21 protein-coding genes are annotated in these 16,279 nt (G+C 70.4%); 9 read left to right on the top strand and 12 right to left on the bottom strand.

All coding sequences use genetic code 11. The annotated features are described in order from the left end of the window. Both G432_RS04790 and G432_RS04785 read left to right on the top strand, forming a co-directional pair. Nucleotides 1-1,299: a CoA transferase gene (locus G432_RS04790; protein ID WP_015457692.1), complete on the top strand. Its 1,299-nt coding sequence runs from the start codon at nucleotides 1-3 to the stop codon at nucleotides 1,297-1,299. Further along, a complete protein-coding gene (locus tag G432_RS04785; RefSeq protein ID WP_015457691.1) occupies nucleotides 1,293-2,663 on the top strand; it encodes an amidohydrolase family protein in 1,371 nt (456 codons plus the stop codon). Before G432_RS04790 ends, G432_RS04785 begins: the two co-directional genes overlap by 7 nt. Here the strand turns inward: G432_RS04785 and G432_RS04780 are convergent. The 7 genes from G432_RS04780 to G432_RS04750 all read right to left on the bottom strand — a co-directional run bounded on the left by G432_RS04780 (nucleotide 2,585) and on the right by G432_RS04750 (nucleotide 8,026). Further along, a complete protein-coding gene (locus G432_RS04780; RefSeq protein WP_015457690.1) occupies nucleotides 2,585-3,559 on the bottom strand; it encodes an enoyl-CoA hydratase/isomerase family protein in 975 nt (324 codons plus the stop codon). The two genes, G432_RS04785 and G432_RS04780, sit on opposite strands and share 79 nt — an antisense overlap. A 5-nt stretch (nucleotides 3,560-3,564) precedes the next feature. Then, complete coding sequence (locus G432_RS04775; RefSeq protein ID WP_015457689.1) at nucleotides 3,565-4,332, bottom strand: enoyl-CoA hydratase/isomerase family protein; 768 nt, start codon at nucleotides 4,330-4,332, stop codon at nucleotides 3,565-3,567. Then, complete coding sequence (locus G432_RS04770; RefSeq protein ID WP_015457688.1) at nucleotides 4,329-4,643, bottom strand: DUF6285 domain-containing protein; 315 nt, start codon at nucleotides 4,641-4,643, stop codon at nucleotides 4,329-4,331. Before G432_RS04770 ends, G432_RS04775 begins: the two co-directional genes overlap by 4 nt. Next, the gene (locus G432_RS04765; protein ID WP_015457687.1) at nucleotides 4,643-5,671 is read right to left on the bottom strand and encodes a phosphotransferase family protein; all 1,029 of its coding nucleotides are present in this window, start codon (nucleotides 5,669-5,671) and stop codon (nucleotides 4,643-4,645) included. Before G432_RS04765 ends, G432_RS04770 begins: the two co-directional genes overlap by 1 nt. Beyond that, nucleotides 5,652-6,665 (bottom strand): DUF7064 domain-containing protein, encoded by a 1,014-nt coding sequence (locus G432_RS04760; RefSeq protein WP_015457686.1) that lies wholly within the window; start codon nucleotides 6,663-6,665, stop codon nucleotides 5,652-5,654. The genes G432_RS04765 and G432_RS04760 overlap by 20 nt, the downstream gene beginning before the upstream one ends. Before the next feature lie 106 nt (nucleotides 6,666-6,771). Beyond that, entirely contained in the window at nucleotides 6,772-7,263 is a 492-nt protein-coding gene (locus G432_RS04755; protein WP_015457685.1) for a VOC family protein, read from the bottom strand. Next, nucleotides 7,256-8,026 (bottom strand): SDR family oxidoreductase, encoded by a 771-nt coding sequence (locus G432_RS04750; RefSeq protein WP_015457684.1) that lies wholly within the window; start codon nucleotides 8,024-8,026, stop codon nucleotides 7,256-7,258. Before G432_RS04750 ends, G432_RS04755 begins: the two co-directional genes overlap by 8 nt. 140 nt (nucleotides 8,027-8,166) lie before the next feature. Here G432_RS04750 and G432_RS04745 point away from each other — a divergent pair, with 140 nt between their 5' ends. The 5 genes from G432_RS04745 (at nucleotide 8,167) to G432_RS04725 (ending at nucleotide 12,828) form a co-directional block, all read left to right on the top strand. Continuing rightward, nucleotides 8,167-9,729: a FadD3 family acyl-CoA ligase gene (locus G432_RS04745; RefSeq protein WP_051128806.1), complete on the top strand. Its 1,563-nt coding sequence runs from the start codon at nucleotides 8,167-8,169 to the stop codon at nucleotides 9,727-9,729. A gap of 6 nt (nucleotides 9,730-9,735) precedes the next feature. Beyond that, a complete protein-coding gene (locus G432_RS04740; protein ID WP_015457682.1) occupies nucleotides 9,736-10,566 on the top strand; it encodes an acyl-CoA thioesterase in 831 nt (276 codons plus the stop codon). A 104-nt stretch (nucleotides 10,567-10,670) separates the two neighbouring features. Further along, nucleotides 10,671-11,105, top strand: coding sequence for a nuclear transport factor 2 family protein (locus G432_RS04735; RefSeq protein ID WP_236626851.1), 435 nt, complete (start codon nucleotides 10,671-10,673; stop codon nucleotides 11,103-11,105). An 8-nt stretch (nucleotides 11,106-11,113) separates the two neighbouring features. Beyond that, nucleotides 11,114-11,968, top strand: a complete 855-nt coding sequence (locus G432_RS04730) for a helix-turn-helix domain-containing protein (RefSeq protein WP_015457680.1) — start codon at nucleotides 11,114-11,116, stop codon at nucleotides 11,966-11,968. Nucleotides 11,969-12,033: 65 nt separating this feature from the next. Continuing rightward, entirely contained in the window at nucleotides 12,034-12,828 is a 795-nt protein-coding gene (locus G432_RS04725; RefSeq protein ID WP_015457679.1) for an SDR family NAD(P)-dependent oxidoreductase, read from the top strand. A gap of 34 nt (nucleotides 12,829-12,862) precedes the next feature. On the opposite strand, the gene G432_RS23640 is transcribed toward G432_RS04725, so the two are convergent. The 3 genes from G432_RS23640 to G432_RS04715 form a co-directional block, all read right to left on the bottom strand. Then, nucleotides 12,863-13,006, bottom strand: a complete 144-nt coding sequence (locus G432_RS23640; protein WP_170112627.1) for a hypothetical protein — start codon at nucleotides 13,004-13,006, stop codon at nucleotides 12,863-12,865. A 364-nt stretch (nucleotides 13,007-13,370) separates the two neighbouring features. Further along, nucleotides 13,371-13,577 carry a cold-shock protein gene (locus tag G432_RS04720; protein WP_015457678.1) on the bottom strand — a complete coding sequence of 69 codons (207 nt, stop codon included), beginning with the start codon at nucleotides 13,575-13,577 and terminating at the stop codon, nucleotides 13,371-13,373. A gap of 114 nt (nucleotides 13,578-13,691) precedes the next feature. After that, complete coding sequence (locus G432_RS04715; RefSeq protein WP_015457677.1) at nucleotides 13,692-14,333, bottom strand: hypothetical protein; 642 nt, start codon at nucleotides 14,331-14,333, stop codon at nucleotides 13,692-13,694. Nucleotides 14,334-14,516: 183 nt separating this feature from the next. On the opposite strand from G432_RS04715, the gene G432_RS23635 reads away from it, so the two are divergent. Then, nucleotides 14,517-14,687: a hypothetical protein gene (locus tag G432_RS23635; protein ID WP_187294029.1), complete on the top strand. Its 171-nt coding sequence runs from the start codon at nucleotides 14,517-14,519 to the stop codon at nucleotides 14,685-14,687. Further along, on the top strand, nucleotides 14,684-14,890 hold the full coding sequence (locus G432_RS04710; protein WP_144061986.1) for a hypothetical protein: 207 nt from the start codon (nucleotides 14,684-14,686) through the stop codon (nucleotides 14,888-14,890). Before G432_RS23635 ends, G432_RS04710 begins: the two co-directional genes overlap by 4 nt. A gap of 20 nt (nucleotides 14,891-14,910) precedes the next feature. On the opposite strand, the gene G432_RS04705 is transcribed toward G432_RS04710, so the two are convergent. Further along, on the bottom strand, nucleotides 14,911-15,528 hold the full coding sequence (locus G432_RS04705; RefSeq protein WP_015457675.1) for a YbjN domain-containing protein: 618 nt from the start codon (nucleotides 15,526-15,528) through the stop codon (nucleotides 14,911-14,913). Between the two features lie 115 nt (nucleotides 15,529-15,643). After that, nucleotides 15,644-16,261, bottom strand: coding sequence for a TetR/AcrR family transcriptional regulator (locus G432_RS04700; protein WP_015457674.1), 618 nt, complete (start codon nucleotides 16,259-16,261; stop codon nucleotides 15,644-15,646). Nucleotides 16,262-16,279: the final 18 nt, after the last annotated feature.

The raw sequence follows: 16,279 nt of genomic DNA, 5'->3' as shown, positions 1-16,279 counted from the left end.
ATGCCGCTTTCTCCCGCCGATCTCGCCCGCCGGCTGCTCGTCGATTGCGATTGTCCCCTGCCGGTGCCGGACGGGGGCGGGGACCATCCCGCGCTTGCCTGGCGCCGTGCCGGGCTGATGGCGGTGACGGGGCGCGAAGACGGCCCTGCGTTGATGTGCCCGGCGGCGTTCACCCTTTCGGCCGATGCCGCCCTGCTGGCGCTCGCCGCGCTGGCGCCGCCCGATGCGCCGCTCCCCCCCCATGGCGCGCTGCTGCTCGGCGAGCGGGCGCGGCTGATGGGGTTGCAGCGGGGCGGCGCGATGTCCGCCAACCGTTCCTGCCGGCTGATCGCGGCCGCCGACGGGCATTTCGCCCTCAATCTCGCGCGGGAGGAGGATCGGGATCTGTTGCCGGCGTGGCTGGAGGCGGATGCCGATGGCTGGGATGGCGTCGCGCGCGAGGCGCGGCTTCGGCCCGCCGCCGATCTCGTCGCGCGCGGGATCGAGATGGGCCTGCCGATCGCGCTCGCCGCCGCGCCCCAACCGGCTCCGGCGCCCTGGCTTCGCAGGAGGGGGGCCGGCCCGATCAGGGCAGCCGGGGGAAATCGCCCCTTTGTCGTCGATCTCGCGCCGCTCTGGGCCGGGCCGCTCGCCGGATCGTTGCTGGCGATGCTCGGCGCCGATGTGGTGAAGGTGGAAAGCCTTGCCCGGCCGGACGGCGCGCGGCTGGGCCATGCCGGCTTCTTCGATCTGCTGAATGGCGGCAAGCGCGGCGTGGCCCTCGATTTCCGATCCGGGGAGGGGCGGGCCGCGCTGCGCCGGCTGGTCGCACGGGCCGATATCGTCATCGAAGGATCGCGGCCGCGCGCGCTGGCGCAACTGGGCGTGGACGCGGACGAGGCCGTGGCGAATGGCGCCATCTGGGTTTCGATCACGGCTTATGGGCGCGAAGGGGCGGCCGCCGATCGCGTCGGCTTCGGCGACGATGCGGCGGTGGCGGCGGGCCTTGCGCAAGCGATGGCGGCCGGCTGGGGCGAGCCGATGTTCGCGGGCGATGCGATTGCCGATCCGCTGACGGGGCTGCACGCGGCGCTGGCCGCCTGGGCCGCCTGGTGCCGGGGCGAGGCCGGGCTGATCGCCCTGTCGCTCGCCGAAACCACCGCGCACGCGATGCGGGCCGGTATCGCGCAAGGCGATCTGCTCGCGGAATGGCAGGCGATGGCGGAGCGGGACGGCGCGCCGCTCTATCCGCCGCGCGCGCCCTTCGCGCCGGCGCGCGCGCTGGGGGCGGATACGGCGGCGGTGCTGGCATCATGCTGATCCGGGGCGCGGAGCTGGACGGCGCGAGGGTCGACCTGCGGCTGGCCGGCGGCCGGATCGCGGCGATCGCCCCGTCTCTCGCGCCCGCGCCGGAGGAGGCCGTGGCGGAGGCCGGCGGCGGGGCGATCCTGCCGGGGCTCCACGATCATCATATCCACCTGAACGCCGCCGCCGCCGCGCTGGCCTCGCTGCGCTGCGGGCCGCCCGACATCGCTTCGCTGGACGATCTTGCCGTGCGCTTGCGGGCCGCGCCCGGCACCGGCTGGCTGCGCGGCATCGGCTATCATGACAGCATCGGCCGGATCGACCGCGCCTGGCTCGACGATCATGGGCCGGACCGGCCGATCCGCATCCAGCATCGCGGCGGGCGGATGTGGGTGCTGAACAGCCGGGCGATGGACCTGCTCGATGGCGGGCCGGCAGATGGTCGCCTGGTGGATGGCGATGCCTGGCTCGCCGCGCGGCTGCCCCGGAACCCGCCGGACCTGCGGCCGCTGGGCGATCTGCTCGCCAGCTACGGCGTGACCGGCGTGACCGAGGTGACGCCGCGCAACGATGCCCGCGATTGGGCGCGCTATCGCGGGGCCGGTCTGCGGCAGCGGCTGCTGGTGATGGGCACGCGCGCGCTGGACGGGCTGGAAGGCGCAGGAGCGCTGAAGCTCCATTATCACGATCATGACCTGCCGGGGCTGGACGCGCTGGCCGCCGAGATCGCCGGCGCGCACGGCGCCGGCCGGCCGGTCGCCGCGCATTGCGTGACGCTGGCGGAACTGATGCTGACGCTCGCGGCGATCGAGGCGGCGGGGCCAATGCGCGGCGACCGGATCGAGCATTGCGGCGTGGCTCCGCCCGAGGCGATCGACTGGATCGCGCGGCTGGGGCTGACGGTGGTGACGCAGCCCCACTTCGTGGCGGAAAGGCAGGCGGCCTACCGCGCCGAGGTGGCGGCGGCGGACCGGCCGTTCCTCTATCCGCTGCGATCGCTGCTGGTCGCCGGCATCCGCGTGGCGGCGGGCAGCGACGCGCCGTTCGGCGGCATCGACCCCTGGGCGGCGATGGCGGCGGCGGTCGCGCGGCCCGAGGGGCTGGGGCCACAGGAAGCGGTGACGCCGGAACAGGCGCTGGCGCTGTTCACCGGCCGTCCTGCCGATCCCGGCGGCCCGGCGCGGCGGGTGGCGGTGGGCGAACCGGCGGACCTTTGCCTGATCGATCGGCCATGGGCGGCGGCGCGCGCCGGTCTGGCGGCGGTGCGGGCGCGGGCGACCTGGGTGGGGGGCGCGGTGGCCTATTCCACGATCGCGTCCACCAGCCCCCAGTCGCGCGCGGCCGCGGCGGAAAGGCGGCGCATCGACAACGCGAGATAGGCGGTGCGCTGCCGGCCGATGCGGCGCGGCAGGCTGGCGGTGCCGCCGGCGCCGGGGATCAGGCCATATTTCAGCTCGGGAAGCTGGAACCAGGCATCGGGCGTCGCGGTCAGATGCCGGGCGAAGGCGGCGATCTCCAGCCCGGCGCCGATCGCGGCGCCATGGACGTGGACGGAGAGGCGATCGGCCAGCCGGGCGATGCGGCGGGCGGGCAGGCGGAGCGAGCGGACCCAATGCGCGGTGGCGGGATCGGCGGCCAGCCCGAATTCGGCCACCTCCCCGCCCGTCGAAAAGGCGCGGCCTGCGGCGGTGAGGCGAACGGCGGGCGCATCGGGATCGAGCAGGGCGATATCGAGCGCCTCGCATAGGGCGTCGCGCATTTCGGCGTCGATGGCGTTGAGGGTCGCGGGGCGGTTGAGGCGCAGGCCCATGCCGGTTCCGGTATATGAAATTTCGACCGGGGCGGGCTGGTTGGCGGGCTTCCGTTCTATGCGGGGGAAGCTCAAGCGCTTGAATTCGGGGCCTTGCTGAAGGGTGGCATAAGCGAAGCTTTCCGCCGTGAGCGCGGATTCCAGCGGGAGGCCGGCGCTGGCGCGCAGATGCTGGACGAGGACCATCGCCGCGATCGGCGCGGCGGCGACGTTGCGGGCGATGGGGCCGAGCTGGTCGGCATCGACCAGCACGACATCGCAGGCGAGGTCGAGCGGACCGGCGCCGATGCCGATCACCGGGCAGGGCAGGTGCGCGAGCCACGGGCCGAGCGCGGGATCGGCATCGGCGAGCGCGAAGGCGATCAGCGGGCGGGGGCTGTCCGGCCCGAATTCCTCCGGCATCGGCTGGCGCGCGGCGAGGGCCGCGAGATCGGCCGGTGAGAGGATATCGGCCGGGGGGGGCACGGAACCTAGCCGGCCTTGGCGAAGAAGGCGTCGAGCGCGGCCTGCACTGCCGGCTGGCCGGCCGCGCGCGCGATGCCGCCAGCCTCGATCGCAAGCTGATCGGCCAGGCCGTTGCCGGGGCTGGCGTGAAGCTGGCGCTTGAGCACGGCGAGCGCATCGCCCGGCAGCGCCGCGAGCGTGGCGACGACGCGATCCGCCTCGGCCGCCAGCGCGTCATCGGCGACGACGCGTGCGACGAGGCCCAGCGCCAGCGCCTCCTCCGCAGACAGCACAGGGCTCAGCGCCATGATCTCGAACGCCTTCTGCCGGCCGACGAGGCGGGGGAGGAACCAGCTTGCGCCGCCATCGGGGGTGAGGCCGGACTTGAGATAGGCGGAGACGAGCTTCGCGGAGCGCCCGGCGATGGCGAGATCGGCGCCGAGCACGAGGCTGAAGCCGCCGCCCGCCGCGGTGCCGCCCAGCGCCACCACCAGCGGTGCGGCGGCCGCCTGCAACCGTTCGATGCCGAGATGGAAGGTGGAGGCCATTTCAAGGACATGGCGTTCGGCGCGATGCCGTTCGGCCACCATTTCGGCAAGGTCGCCGCCGACCGAGAAGACCGGGCCGTCGGCGCGCATCAGGATGACGCGGACGGACGGATCGGACTGGATGTCGAGCGCGGCGGCGGCGAATTCACGCAGGAAGGCGATGTCGATCGCGTTGCGGCGCTCGGGCGCGGAGAAGCTCAGCCGGGCGACGCCATCGGCGATGGCGAGCGAGATGCGGGCGGTCATGACGGGCGATGCTCCGGTGCGAGATGATCGGGCTTGGCGATGGCGACGCGGGCGATGGTGCGATCGAGCACATGGGCGAACACGGCATCCCAATCGCCGTCGCGATCGCCCCGGCGGATCGCGGCGGCCAGCGCCGCCTCATCCTCGTCCGCCAGCGGCTCGCCGCGCAGCTCGCGCTCGACCATGGCGAGGATGTGGGTGCAGACGAGCGCCTGATAGCGATCGCCGCCATCCAGCCTGGGGCCGATGCCCTTCAGGAAATCGGCGACGACATCGACGAGATCGGCGGTGGAAGGGCGATAGTGGCGCATCAGTCATATTTTCCCGAAAGCGTCATCAGCAGATCATATTCCATCATCGCCGTGTTGCGGCCGCAGACGGCATAGGCCGGGGATCGCCGGCCGCGTTCGAAGCCGTGGGCCTGGAGGATGTTGTACATCGCCCAGCGCACTAGCCCATAACGTTCCCACCAGCGCAACTCCTCCGTATCGAGGCGCGGGCCGCCGGCATCGGCATAAGCGGCGATCAGCTCGTCGCGCGTGCCGAAGCCGCCGGCATGGCGGGCCGGCTGGCCGAAGCGCCAGGATCGGGTGCAGAGCCAGCCCAGATCCTCCACACCCGATCCGAAATGGGTGCATTCCCAATCGAGCAGCGCCGCCAGCCCGGCATCGCCGACCATGAAGTTGCCGTTGCGGAAATCGCCGTGGACGAGCGCGCGGGGGCGTTCCGGCGGGCGATGGGTTTCCAGCCAGCGCAGGCCCAGCTCCAGCGCCGGATGCGGCTCCCCGAGCGCGTCGATGCGCAGCCGCATGGCGGCGACGGGATCGCCGCTTTCGGGAATATCGCCCAGGAAGGCGAGCGGATGGCCGACGGCCGCTCCTCCCGCGGCGGGCACCGGCAGCGCGTGCAGCCGGGCGGCGGCGGCGGCGATCTGGCGGAGCAGGCCCGCCGGATCGGGGCGCTCCAGCAGGCGGCGCGGCATGGTTTCGCCCGATACGAAGGCGGTGACGAAGCCGGGGCCGAGCGCATCGGCGGCGTCATATTCGAAGACGGGCTCCGGCACCGGCACGCCGGCGGCATGGACATGGGCCATGATCGCGAATTGCCGCGCGGGCGACAGGAAGGGGTTGGCCTCCCCGCCGAAGGTTTCCTCCCGCGAGACGAACCGGCGGCGCGCGTTGCCGTCCACCAGATCGAACAGCAGGGTGCGGTTCGATCCGCCGAGCGTGGCCTGGACGATATTGTCCACCCCCGCGCCCGTGCCGAAGCGGCGGCGGACGGCGGCGGTCAGCGCCTCGGCTGGATCGGCGGGGGCGGGATCAGAGAGGGTAGCCGGCAAGGGAGCCGTCCTCCGCCACGCGCTCGATATATTCGGTCATGCCGTATCCGGTCACGCCATCCCAGGTGAAGCGGCTATGGCCCTCGGCGATGCGGCTCAGCAGCGTGCGGCCGCCTTCCTCCCGCCGGTTGCGCAGCGGCGCCATCGATAGCACCTCCACCCGGATATCCGCCGTCAGGCCGGTCTCCGTGCGCACGACGATGCGCGCGGCGGCGGGATCGCGATTGGCATCCCATTCGGTGATCGCGTCGAAATCGGTGATCTCGTGATAGGCGCCGTCGACCAGCAGCACGCCCGATCGGCGGGTGCGGCCGCTTTCATCGGCGATGCGGTGGATCATCAGGCCCCGGCCATCGGGGAAGGCCGCCAGGAACAGCCGATACCAGACGATGTTGGTCCACCAGCGCGGCCCCCAGCTATGGTCGCGCCAGCCATGGCCGGAAATGGCGAAACGTTCGCCGCCGATGGTGATGTGGCCGGTCGCGCGCGTATGCTGGTTGAAATGGCCGAGCGAGAAATCGCGGCCATACATGGTCGGCACGTCGTCGCGCACCGGCTCCCCGCCATGCTGGGGGGATATGGTTTCGAGCTGCCATTCCACCGTGCAGGGCAAGCGCGGGGCTGAGGCGAACAGCCTTTGCGGTTCGCGCAGATCATCGGGATCGGTGACGATCATCACCTCGCCCGCATAATGCGCGTCGAGCCTGCGCATCGGCTCCACCACGTCGAAGCGGAGACCGCCGGCATCGAAGGCGTCATTGCCGGCGATGCGCGGGCGGGCGAACTGCACGGCGATGCGGCCGTCGGGAAGGTAGAGGCAGACGGAAAGCTCGGCCCGCCCCTCATTCACCCGGTTGCCCAGCCGCATCCAGCCGCCGATGCCGGTGCCGTCGTCGAAGGCGTTCACATAGACGCTCTCGTTGAAATTGGGCTCCGGCCCTGCGGGGTGGGGATATTCGTCGGCCGGATCGAGCCGGAAATCGGCGGGGTTCATGAGGCTTCCTCGGGTGATTATGTTCTGTCTCCGCCATGTCCGCGACGGCGGCCATGGTGAATCATATTCATCTTAGACGCGGCCCGGCATGTCCGCCAAGCCCGGATCATGCCTCGAGCGGCTGATAAAGCTCCACCCGGAAGCCATCGGGATCGATCAGATAGGTCACGCGGCCCCAGAAGAGCGGGTTGGGCGATGTGGTGATCGGCGGCGAGACGAAGCGGTGGCCGCGCGCCGAAAGATCGGCGTAGAGCGCGTCCACATCCTCCACCACCACCGCGAAATGGGCGGCGCCGGCATTGCCGTTGGCCGGGTCCACCACCGTGCCGCCATTGGTATATTCCAGCAACTCGATCAGCTGGTCCCGCCGGCCGAAATCGAGGAAGGCCTGCCGCACCGAGCAGCCGGGATAGCCGGTGACCTTGCCGAGGCCGGGGCCGGTGCGGTCCCAGGGGCCGTGCACCGCCACGTCGAAGATCGATGTGTAGAAGGCGATCGAGCGATCCAGATCGGCGACGGTGAGGCCGACATGGTTGAGCGCGGCGATGCGGGCGCGGGGGCCGGCCGACCTGTTGGCCTCGGACTTTGCCTCAGACAAGGCCGTTGGCCTTGAGGATCGAGAAGAAGGGCGGCACCTCGCCCCCGCCGTCCACTTCCCACGCGGCGCCGTTGACATAGCCGGCATGGTCGGACGCCATGAACAGGCAGGCGGATGCGATATCCTCCCCGGTGCCCAGCCGGCCGATCGGCTGGTTGGCGATGATCGCCTGCTGGATATCGTCCGATCCGTAGGTGGCGGCGGCATCCTCCGTGCCGATCAGCCCCGCGATGATCGCGTTCACCCGGATCTTGGGCGCCCATTCCTGCGCCAGGCTGCGGGTGAGGCCGATCAGGCCGGTCTTGGCGGCGGCATAGGCGGCGGTGCCGGGCGAGGGGCGGATGGCCGAGACGCTGGCGATGTTGATGATGGATGCCTGGCCGGGCGCGTTGACCAGCCAGTCATAGGCGGCGCGGCTCACATGCAGCGGCGCCAGCAGGTTGAGCGCGATGATCGATTCGGAAAAGCGCGGGCTGGCCTTCGCGGCATCCACCTGCGGCGATCCGCCGGCATTGTTGACGACGATGTCGACATGGCCATGCTCGGCCCCGATCGCGTCCAGCATCGCCTGCACCTGATCGGCCTTGCGCACGTCGCAGGCGTGGAAGGCGGCGGGAATCGGCTCTTCCGGCGGATTGCGGCCGCAGGTGACGACCTTCGCGCCTACATCCGCGAAGGCCTGCACGATATCGCGGCCGATGCCGCGGCTGCCGCCCGTTACCAGCACCACCTTGTCGTCGAAGCGCAGACGCCGCTCGGCCAATTTCTTCTCCCCCCACCTTACCGGGTTTCGTTGACAATGGAATCACGATAGATGAAGCGAAGCGGCAAGCAACAGGCAATATGCGTAGAGAATGTCGTAAGGGGCTACGCATATCGAAGAAGAGGGTGGAAGAGGTGCTGATGGAGACGATACCCGGCGTCGCGCGCGAGGCCGCGGCCCGATTCGGCGACAAGGCCGGCGTGGTCGATGGCGAGCGGACGATCAGCTTCGCCGCCCTCTGGGAAGCGATCCGCAAGGCGGCGGCCGGCTTCATCGCCGCCGGGCTGGAAAAGGGCGATCGCGTCGCCATCTGGGCGCCCAACCGGCTCGACTGGATCGTGGGCGCGGTGGGCGCGCAGGCGGCGGGCTGCGTGGTCGTGCCGCTCAACACCCGGCTGAAGGGCGGCGAGGCGGCCTTCATTCTCAACCGCGCGCGGGCGCGCTGGGTGCTGACCGTCGATAATTTCATCGGCAACGATTATCGCGCGATGCTGGCGGCGGAGGACCTGCCGCACCTGGAGCGCGTCATCACCTTCGGCCCCGAATGGGATGCCTTCCTGGCCGCCGCCACCCCCGATGCCGGCACGGATGCCCGCGTCGACGCGGTGACGCCCGAAGACCCCAGCGACATCATGTTCACATCCGGCACGACCGGCGATCCCAAGGGCGTTATCAGCGGCCACGGGCAGACGTGCCGCACCTTCCGCATCTGGACCCAGTCGGTGGGGCTGCGGGACGATGACCGCTACCTGATCGTCAACCCCTTCTTCCACAGCTTCGGCTACAAGGCGGGGTGGCTGCCCTGCCTGATGACGGGCGCGACCATCTATCCGCTGGCTACGCTGGACGTGCCGAAGCTGGTGGACCTGGTTTCCGCCCACCGCATCACCATGCTGCCGGGGCCGCCCGCCATCTTCCAGACGATCCTCGCGACCGACATCGGCGGGGCGGACCTGTCCTCGCTGCGGCTTTCCATCACCGGCGCCGCATCGATCCCGCCGGCGCTGATCGAACGGATGCGCAAGGATATCGGCATCGAGACGGTGCTGACCGGATATGGCCTGACGGAAACCTGCGGCACCGTCTCCCTTTCCGACGCGCATGATCCGGCGGACGTCGTCGCGCGGACGTGCGGCAAGCCGATCCCCGGCATCGAGGTGCGCATCGCCGACGGCGATGGCCGCATCCTGCCCGCCGGGGAGGAGGGCGAGGTGCAGGTGCGCGGCTTCAACGTGATGATCGGCTATTTCGAGGATCCGGAGGGCACGGCCGAGGCGATCGACGCCGAAGGCTGGCTCCACACCGGGGACGTCGGCCGCTTCGACGAGGACGGGCGGCTGATGATCACCGACCGGATGAAGGACATGTATATCTCCGGCGGGTTCAACTGCTATCCGGCGGAGATCGAGAAGATCCTGCAGAAGCACCCCGATATCGCGCTTGCCGCCGTGATCGGCGTGCCGGACGAGCGGATGGGCGAGGTGGGCAAGGCCTTCGTCATCCCCGTCGCCGGCGCGCACCCCGATCCGGCGGAGATCTGCGCCTGGGCCAAGGCCAACATGGCCAATTACAAGGCGCCCCGGAGCGTGGAGGTGGTGGAAAGCCTGCCGCTCAACGCATCGGGCAAGGTGCAGAAGTTCGCGTTGAAGGACCGGGTGAAGGCGGAGGCGGCCCCGGCCGGGGGCGTGGCCGCGGGCGCCTGAGCGGCGATGGCCGGCTTCTTCACCCTCGTGCCCGGCGACGGCCCCCGGCGCTGGCGGCTGGCGATCGATCCGTGGCTGACGGTGGGGCCGCCCGAAACCTCCTTCATGTTCGGCGGCGTCGGGCTGGGGGCGACGGTGGAGGCGGCCGAGCGGACCACCGGCCGCGCCGTGGTGTGGGCGAGTGCGCAATATCTCGCTTATGCGCCGCGCGGCACGGAGGTGGAGTTCCACGTCGTGCCGATGGTGGAGGGCCATTATACCAGCCAGGCGCAGGTGATGGCCGAAGGCCGGGACGGCCAGGTGCTGCGCGCCGGCCTTTCGCTGGGCGCCCGGCCCGATGCGCCGCGCGTGCAGTTCGTGAAGCCGGCGCGCGTGCCCCGGCCGGAGGATTGCCCGCGCATGCCGCTGCGCTGGGGCTATGCGCCCGACGACATGTATTCGCGCCTCGACGTGCGCATCGCCAAGGGTTGGGATGCCGCGGTCGAGGAGGCGGGGCATCTCGTCTTCTGGATCAGGCCCGCCGGCGCGGCGGCGGATGCGGCGATCGACCGGCCGATGCTGGCGATCATGGCCGATTTCGTGCCGGCTTCGATCGGCAACGCCCTGTCGGACGGCACCGCCGATTTCGGCGCCAACAGCCTGGATAACGGCATACGCTTCCTCCAGATCGTGCCGACCGGCTGGGTGCAGTGCGAAATCCGCGTCCACGGCGCCGCCGACGGCTTCGGCCATGGCGAGATGCTGCTGTTCGCCGAGGACGGCACGCTGATGGCGACGGCGAGCCAGTCGGTGATCCTGCGCGGGCTGATGCATCCGCGCGATCCGCGCGGGCGGTGAAGCGATTGCCCGGATCCGTCAGCCTCCATGGCTGACGCGGGCCGGAAAGGGACGGCACAAGAATGACGATCCCGGCACGACCGGGACGCACAGGACAGGAGAGCATGATGGCCGAAGCCAGTTCCAGCGATTTCATCCAGGCGCCGACCGAGGGGCCGGGCCCCGATCATATCCGCAACGTGATGCGCACCTATGGCGAGCGGATGGGCGCCGCCGATCTGCCGGGCGTGCTGGCGCTGTTCCACCCGGACGCGGTGATCGAAGACCCGATCGGCACCGGCGAGAAGCACGGCCATGCCGGGATCGGCGCCTTCTTCCAGGCGGGATTCGATGCGATGCAGGGCGGCATATTGCTGACGCTGGATGGCGCGGTGCGCGTGGTTGGACGTTATGGCGCGGCCGCCTATATTGCCAGGCCGGTAAACTATCCCGTCAAGGTCGAGATCGAGACGCTGGACGTGATGGAATTCGACGATGACGGGCTGATCGTGCGGATGACCGCCTATTGGGGCGAGACCAACCGCAAGGTCGTCGACTGAGGAGAGCGATGGCGGTGGACGCCGACTGGAAGATCGCAGCCCATGCGGACACGGCGACCGCCGCGATCGACCTGTGCCGCATCCACTGGCCGACGCCCTTCGAGCTGACATTGTGCGAGGAGGCGCCGACGATCAGCCTGAACCTCGCGCCGCCGCACGGCCACAAGGAAGGGCGCTACGCCGCGCCGCGCGCCGATTTCCTGCCGATGGGCGACATATTGTTCCATCCCGCCGGGACCCGGCTGGAAACGCGCGGGCTGGGCGGCGACCAGAGCTTCCTGCGCGTGATGTTCCGGGATCGCGCGCCCGGCGGCGGCGAGGGGCCGGACCTGGATATCGATCCCGCCGATCCGCATGTGCAGCGCGCGCTGCTGGACGTGCGCCAGCCCGAGGTGGCGGGCGCGATGCGCCGCATCGCCGACGAGCTGGCGCGGCCGGGCATGGCGAGCGCCTTCCTGCTGGACGGCCTGACGACGCTGCTGGCGGTGGACCTGGCGCGCGGCCTCGGCCGGCTGGGCGAGGAGGATGAGCCGGCGCGCGGCGGGCTGGCGGGCTGGCAGCTCAACCGCGTGCGCGAGCGCATCGCCGAGGCGGATATCCAGCCGCCGACGGTGAGCGAGCTTGCCACGCTGGTGCGATTGAGCCCGCGCCACCTTTCGCGCGCGTGGCGGGCCTCGACCGGTACCACCCTGTCCGATGCGGTGGAGGATGCGCGGCAGGCCCGCGCCGAGGCGATGATCCGCGCTGGCGACCGGCAGCTCAAGGAGATCGCCTATCTGCTGGGCTTTTCCAGCCCGAGCAGCTTTTCCACCGCCTTCCGCCGCCGCACCGGCATGTCGCCGCAGGAATTCGCGCGGCGATAGCCTGCCGATCCTGATCCCGGCCGCCGCGCCTTTTTCAAAAGATCATATAGCAGGGAGAGCATGGGATGGCGGATCTGGCGGGGCGCGTCGCGCTGGTGACGGGCGGCGGCGATGGCGTGGGGCGGGGGATCGTGAACCGGCTGGCGGCGGCCGGTGCAGCCGTGGTGATCGCGGAATTCGATGCCGAAAAGGGCCGCGCGGCCGAGGCGGAGGTGCGCGCCGCCGGCGGGACGGCCGCGTTCGTCCGCTGCGACGTGACCCGCCGGGAGGAAATGGAAGGCGCGGTGGCGGAGGCGATCGGCCGCTTCGGCGGCATCCACATCCTCGTCAACAACGCCTATCGCGGCGGCGTGCCGGACCGCATCGAAAATCTCGACGACGATCGCTTCCGCGCCTCGCTGGACATCAACCTGATGGCGGCGAAATGGTCGATGACGGCGGCCTATCCCGCCATGCGCGAACAGGGTTGGGGCCGGATCGTCAACGTCGCGTCGCTGAACGGCGTGAACGCCCATATGGGCACGGCCGATTACAATGTCGGCAAGGAAGCGCTCCGTGCGCTGACGCGGTCGGCGGCGCGGGAATGGGCGCCCTTCGGCATCTGCGCGAACATCATCTGCCCGGCGGCGATCTCGTCCGCCTTCCGCCAGTTCGCGCAATATCAGCCGGAGGTCGCCGCCGGGGCCGCGCGCGCCAACCCGATGCGCCGCATGGGCGATCCCGAACGGGACATTGGCGGCGTCGTGCTGTTCCTGGCGGGGGAGGATGCCCGCTATCTGACGGGCAACACGCTGTTCGTGGATGGCGGCGCCCATATCAACGGCGTCGCCTGGGTCCCCGACATCTTCGCCGGGGATTGATCCGGCAGGCGGCCGGGGCGGCCTCGCGTCAGTGTCAGCCGAGGATATCGGCGACGATCCGGCGCAGTTCGCGCCGGCTGAGATGGGCCGACTTGCGGGCCGCCATCCGGGGATGTTCCATCGGGAATGCGGGCGCCATCGGCTGGTTGCCGGCCGGAATGGCCGACGGGTGAATCATATCGGATTGCATAAATTCCTGGGCGCGGATCGTCCGCGCAAATTGTTCGATTGGGGGAAGGCGGCGACGGTTTCGCCGCATCATGGGTGCGCCTGCGGGCGCAGGCGGCGGCGATCGGGGGATCGCGCGCGGGCGGGCCGGTCGCGGCGATGCCGCTTTCCGTCCGCCATCCCGGCGTCGACCGGGCCAGCCTTGCGGCCGGTTGCCGGTCGTCCATCGGGAAGGGCCGGTCCCCGTCCGGTCTGAACCGGATCGGGACCGGCCTGTCCTTCATCGCTCCGCGATTTGCGGGCCGGCGGGTTGATCCGTCCGGCCCGAAATCACGCAGCGTCCGTCAAGGCCGGCGGATCGCTCCGCCCGGCGTTCAGGCCGGCTGGAGGTTGACGGCCGACTGCTTGCCGCGCCGGTCGGTTTCCAGCTCGTAGCTCAGCCGCTGGTCCTTGTTGAGCGTCGCCATGCCGGCGCGCTCGACCGCGGTGATGTGGACGAAGCTGTCGCCCGAGCCGTCCTCGGGGGCGATGAAGCCATAGCCCTTGTCGGCGTTGAAGAATTTTACGGTGCCGATCGGCATGATGTTTTCCTTTCGCGAAAACACAGTGATCCCACCGGCGACATGCCGGCGGAGCCAGGTAGCGAGATAAGGAAGAATCAGCCTCTCGGGCTTCAAGTTCCGTCGCAGGCGACGTTAGCAGGACTGCATATAGGCCAAATCGGCGTCCATATCAACCAAGGCCCCCGGCCGGCCGGAACTTGCCGCCACCAGATCCATGGCCAGACGATCGTAGAAGGCGGAAATCCAGACGAGGTTTGCGGGCGTGACGACCAGCCTTTCGCCGATCGCGATGCTTCTGCCGAGGCCGCCGGCATGTTCCCCGCAGGGCCAGCCCACCGTCATCGTCCCGCCATGCCGCCTGTCGCTGCGCGTGACGATGCCGTCGCAATAGAACAGGCAATCGCGGGACCGGCCGATCGCGCGCAGGCGATCATGATCCGGGCTGGGCCGGCCCATGGCGGTATGGAGGGCGCGCAGCTTGTTGGGGGTGTTGCGCTGCCGGGCGAGGCTGCCGGTGTCGACGTGGCGCGGCGGCAGGGCGCCCGCCACCTCGTCGATCAGCACGCTCAGGAACCGGTCCAGCTCGCGCAGGCCGTTGCCGATCACCTTATGGTCGCAGCGGCCCGCCACGCCCACCGAACCGGGAGGCAAGGAAACCGGGCTCCGCGCGCCGCCGCCCTTCGCCGTGCGCAGCCCGTCCCCGAAGAAGGCCGCGCCGCGCCTTAGGGTCGCCAGGGCCGATGTCAGGCGTGAACTCTGGCTGTCGATGAACAAGCTACCCCCAGGCCCCGCGAAAGCGGGCATCGTCGCGGCCCTGCCGCGACGCCTCTCGCCCCTACGCGGATTCGCGTCTTACCCCCAAAGGGTATATCAGGGATCATCGCCGGCCCGAGTCCCAGCAGGCATCCGACGACTGAGAGACAAATGCGCGCTCCCGCTTGCCCGAGGAGTCGCATCATGACCGTCCCGAGCCTGTCGGACTATCTGCTTTCGCGTGAGAAAATCTCGATCACGGCCGCCCGCGCCGCTACCCATTCCAGCGCCCGCATCGCCCATGAACAGCTTGCCGCCGCCTATCATGCCCGCCGCATGGCCGAGGCCCCGTCGCCGCCGCGCAAGCAAGATTGACGCTCATGACCTGCCGGATCGACTATCGGGCCTGGGCCTCGCGCGCGGCGCGGGAAGCCCTGGCCGCCGCCCATCACGAAACGCGGATGCGGTGCAGGAACAGCGCGGCCGCCTGGGGTTCGATCGCCGACGCGATCGATGCCGGGGATAGTTGCAGGGTGGAACGCCTGACCAACAATCTCCGCTTTCTGGAGATCGGCTAGGTTCCTGGCGGCGAGGCGATTCAGCCCGTGCCGCCATGCTCCGTGGCGCTGAAATCGCGGCGGGTGTCGGGCTTGGTGGGCTCGAGGGCCTTGGTGCCCTTATCCTCCACGAAGCCCCGGAAATCGCCGACCAGCGTGGTCCACCAGTCGAAGCTGTCGAGGAAGTTCGCCGCGCTGACCCCGCCGACCAGCGAGATATAATAATCGAGGACGAGATCGTCGTCGGCGTCGATCGCGGCGCGGGCCATGCGATAGCCTTCGTTCCACTCGTTCACCGCCTTGGCATCCAGCGTGGGCGGGCGGGTCAGCCAGGCGAGGAAGCGGATGCCGCGGCAGCCCTTGGCGCCCTCGCACTCGGTGAAGTTCACGGTGAAGCTCACCCCGCCGGCGGCGCTGTCGATATAACGCTGCCCGTCCTCCCGCGTGCGGATGCGCGCCTTGTATCCCGCATCCTGCAGGACGGCGGTGAAGCCGTCGATATCGTCGCCGTGCAGCACGGCGGGGGCCGCGCCGGGATTTTCGGGAAGCCGCGCCGTGGCCGCCGCCGGAGATGCCGCCGCCGTCATCGCCGTGATGCCGGCAAGCGCCAGCGCCAGAGCAGTCGCGCTCCCGTGGGGAAAGCTGCGTTTCGCCTTCATGCCGGCCCTCTCCTATGGCCTTTTTTGGCAGAATGGACGAGTTGGCGATGGCGTCAAGATGGCCGCGACGGCGCGGTGCGGAAGGGCGGCGCGGCGGGGCCTTGGGGCGGGCGGTTCAGGCCGGCGCTTTTGCCACGCCTTTCAGCACGATATCGGCGATCGCATCCGCGGTGGACGCGCCCGGCGCCTCGGTGCTGACGAGCAGGCGGAACAGCGTGGTGCCGACGGCGATGTCGAACAGGGCGTCGGCATCCACCTCCTCGCGCACCAGATCCAGCGCCTTGCCGCGCGCGACGATGGAGCGGAGCTGGGCGCGGGCATCGGATTCGAGCGGGCTGTGCAGCTCCTCCCGGAGCGAGGGCTCGCGCTGGTAGGATACGATCATGCCGATCGCCGCCGCGCCGATGGCGGGTTCGGCATAGCGATCGTAAAGCTGGCGCACGAGGGCGCGGATCTCCGCCTCCACGCCCTGCTCGGCGATCACGTCGGGCAGCCGCCCCTCGCCGCCATTGGCGATCTCGCTGGTGAGGTGTGCCTTGCTCGCCCAGCGGCGGTAGATGGAGACGCGGGAGATGCCGGTCGCCTGGGCCACTGCCTCGATGCTGAGCGCGTCGAAGCCGCGCGTGGCCAGGATGTGGCGCGCGGCCGCCAGGATCGCGGCATCCGTTTCCGGGTTGCGCGGACGGCCGCGGCGGGGCCGGCCGGGATCGGCGGCGGGGGAGGGCTGGCTCATCCGCCGCTCCCTATCGCC

The sequence above is a fragment of the Sphingomonas sp. MM-1 genome, from assembly GCF_000347675.2.
In the GTDB taxonomy this organism is placed as follows: domain Bacteria; phylum Pseudomonadota; class Alphaproteobacteria; order Sphingomonadales; family Sphingomonadaceae; genus Sphingomonas_E; species Sphingomonas_E fennica.
Note: the sequence above shows the minus strand (reverse complement) of the source record. Positions and strands in the feature narration are given on the sequence as shown.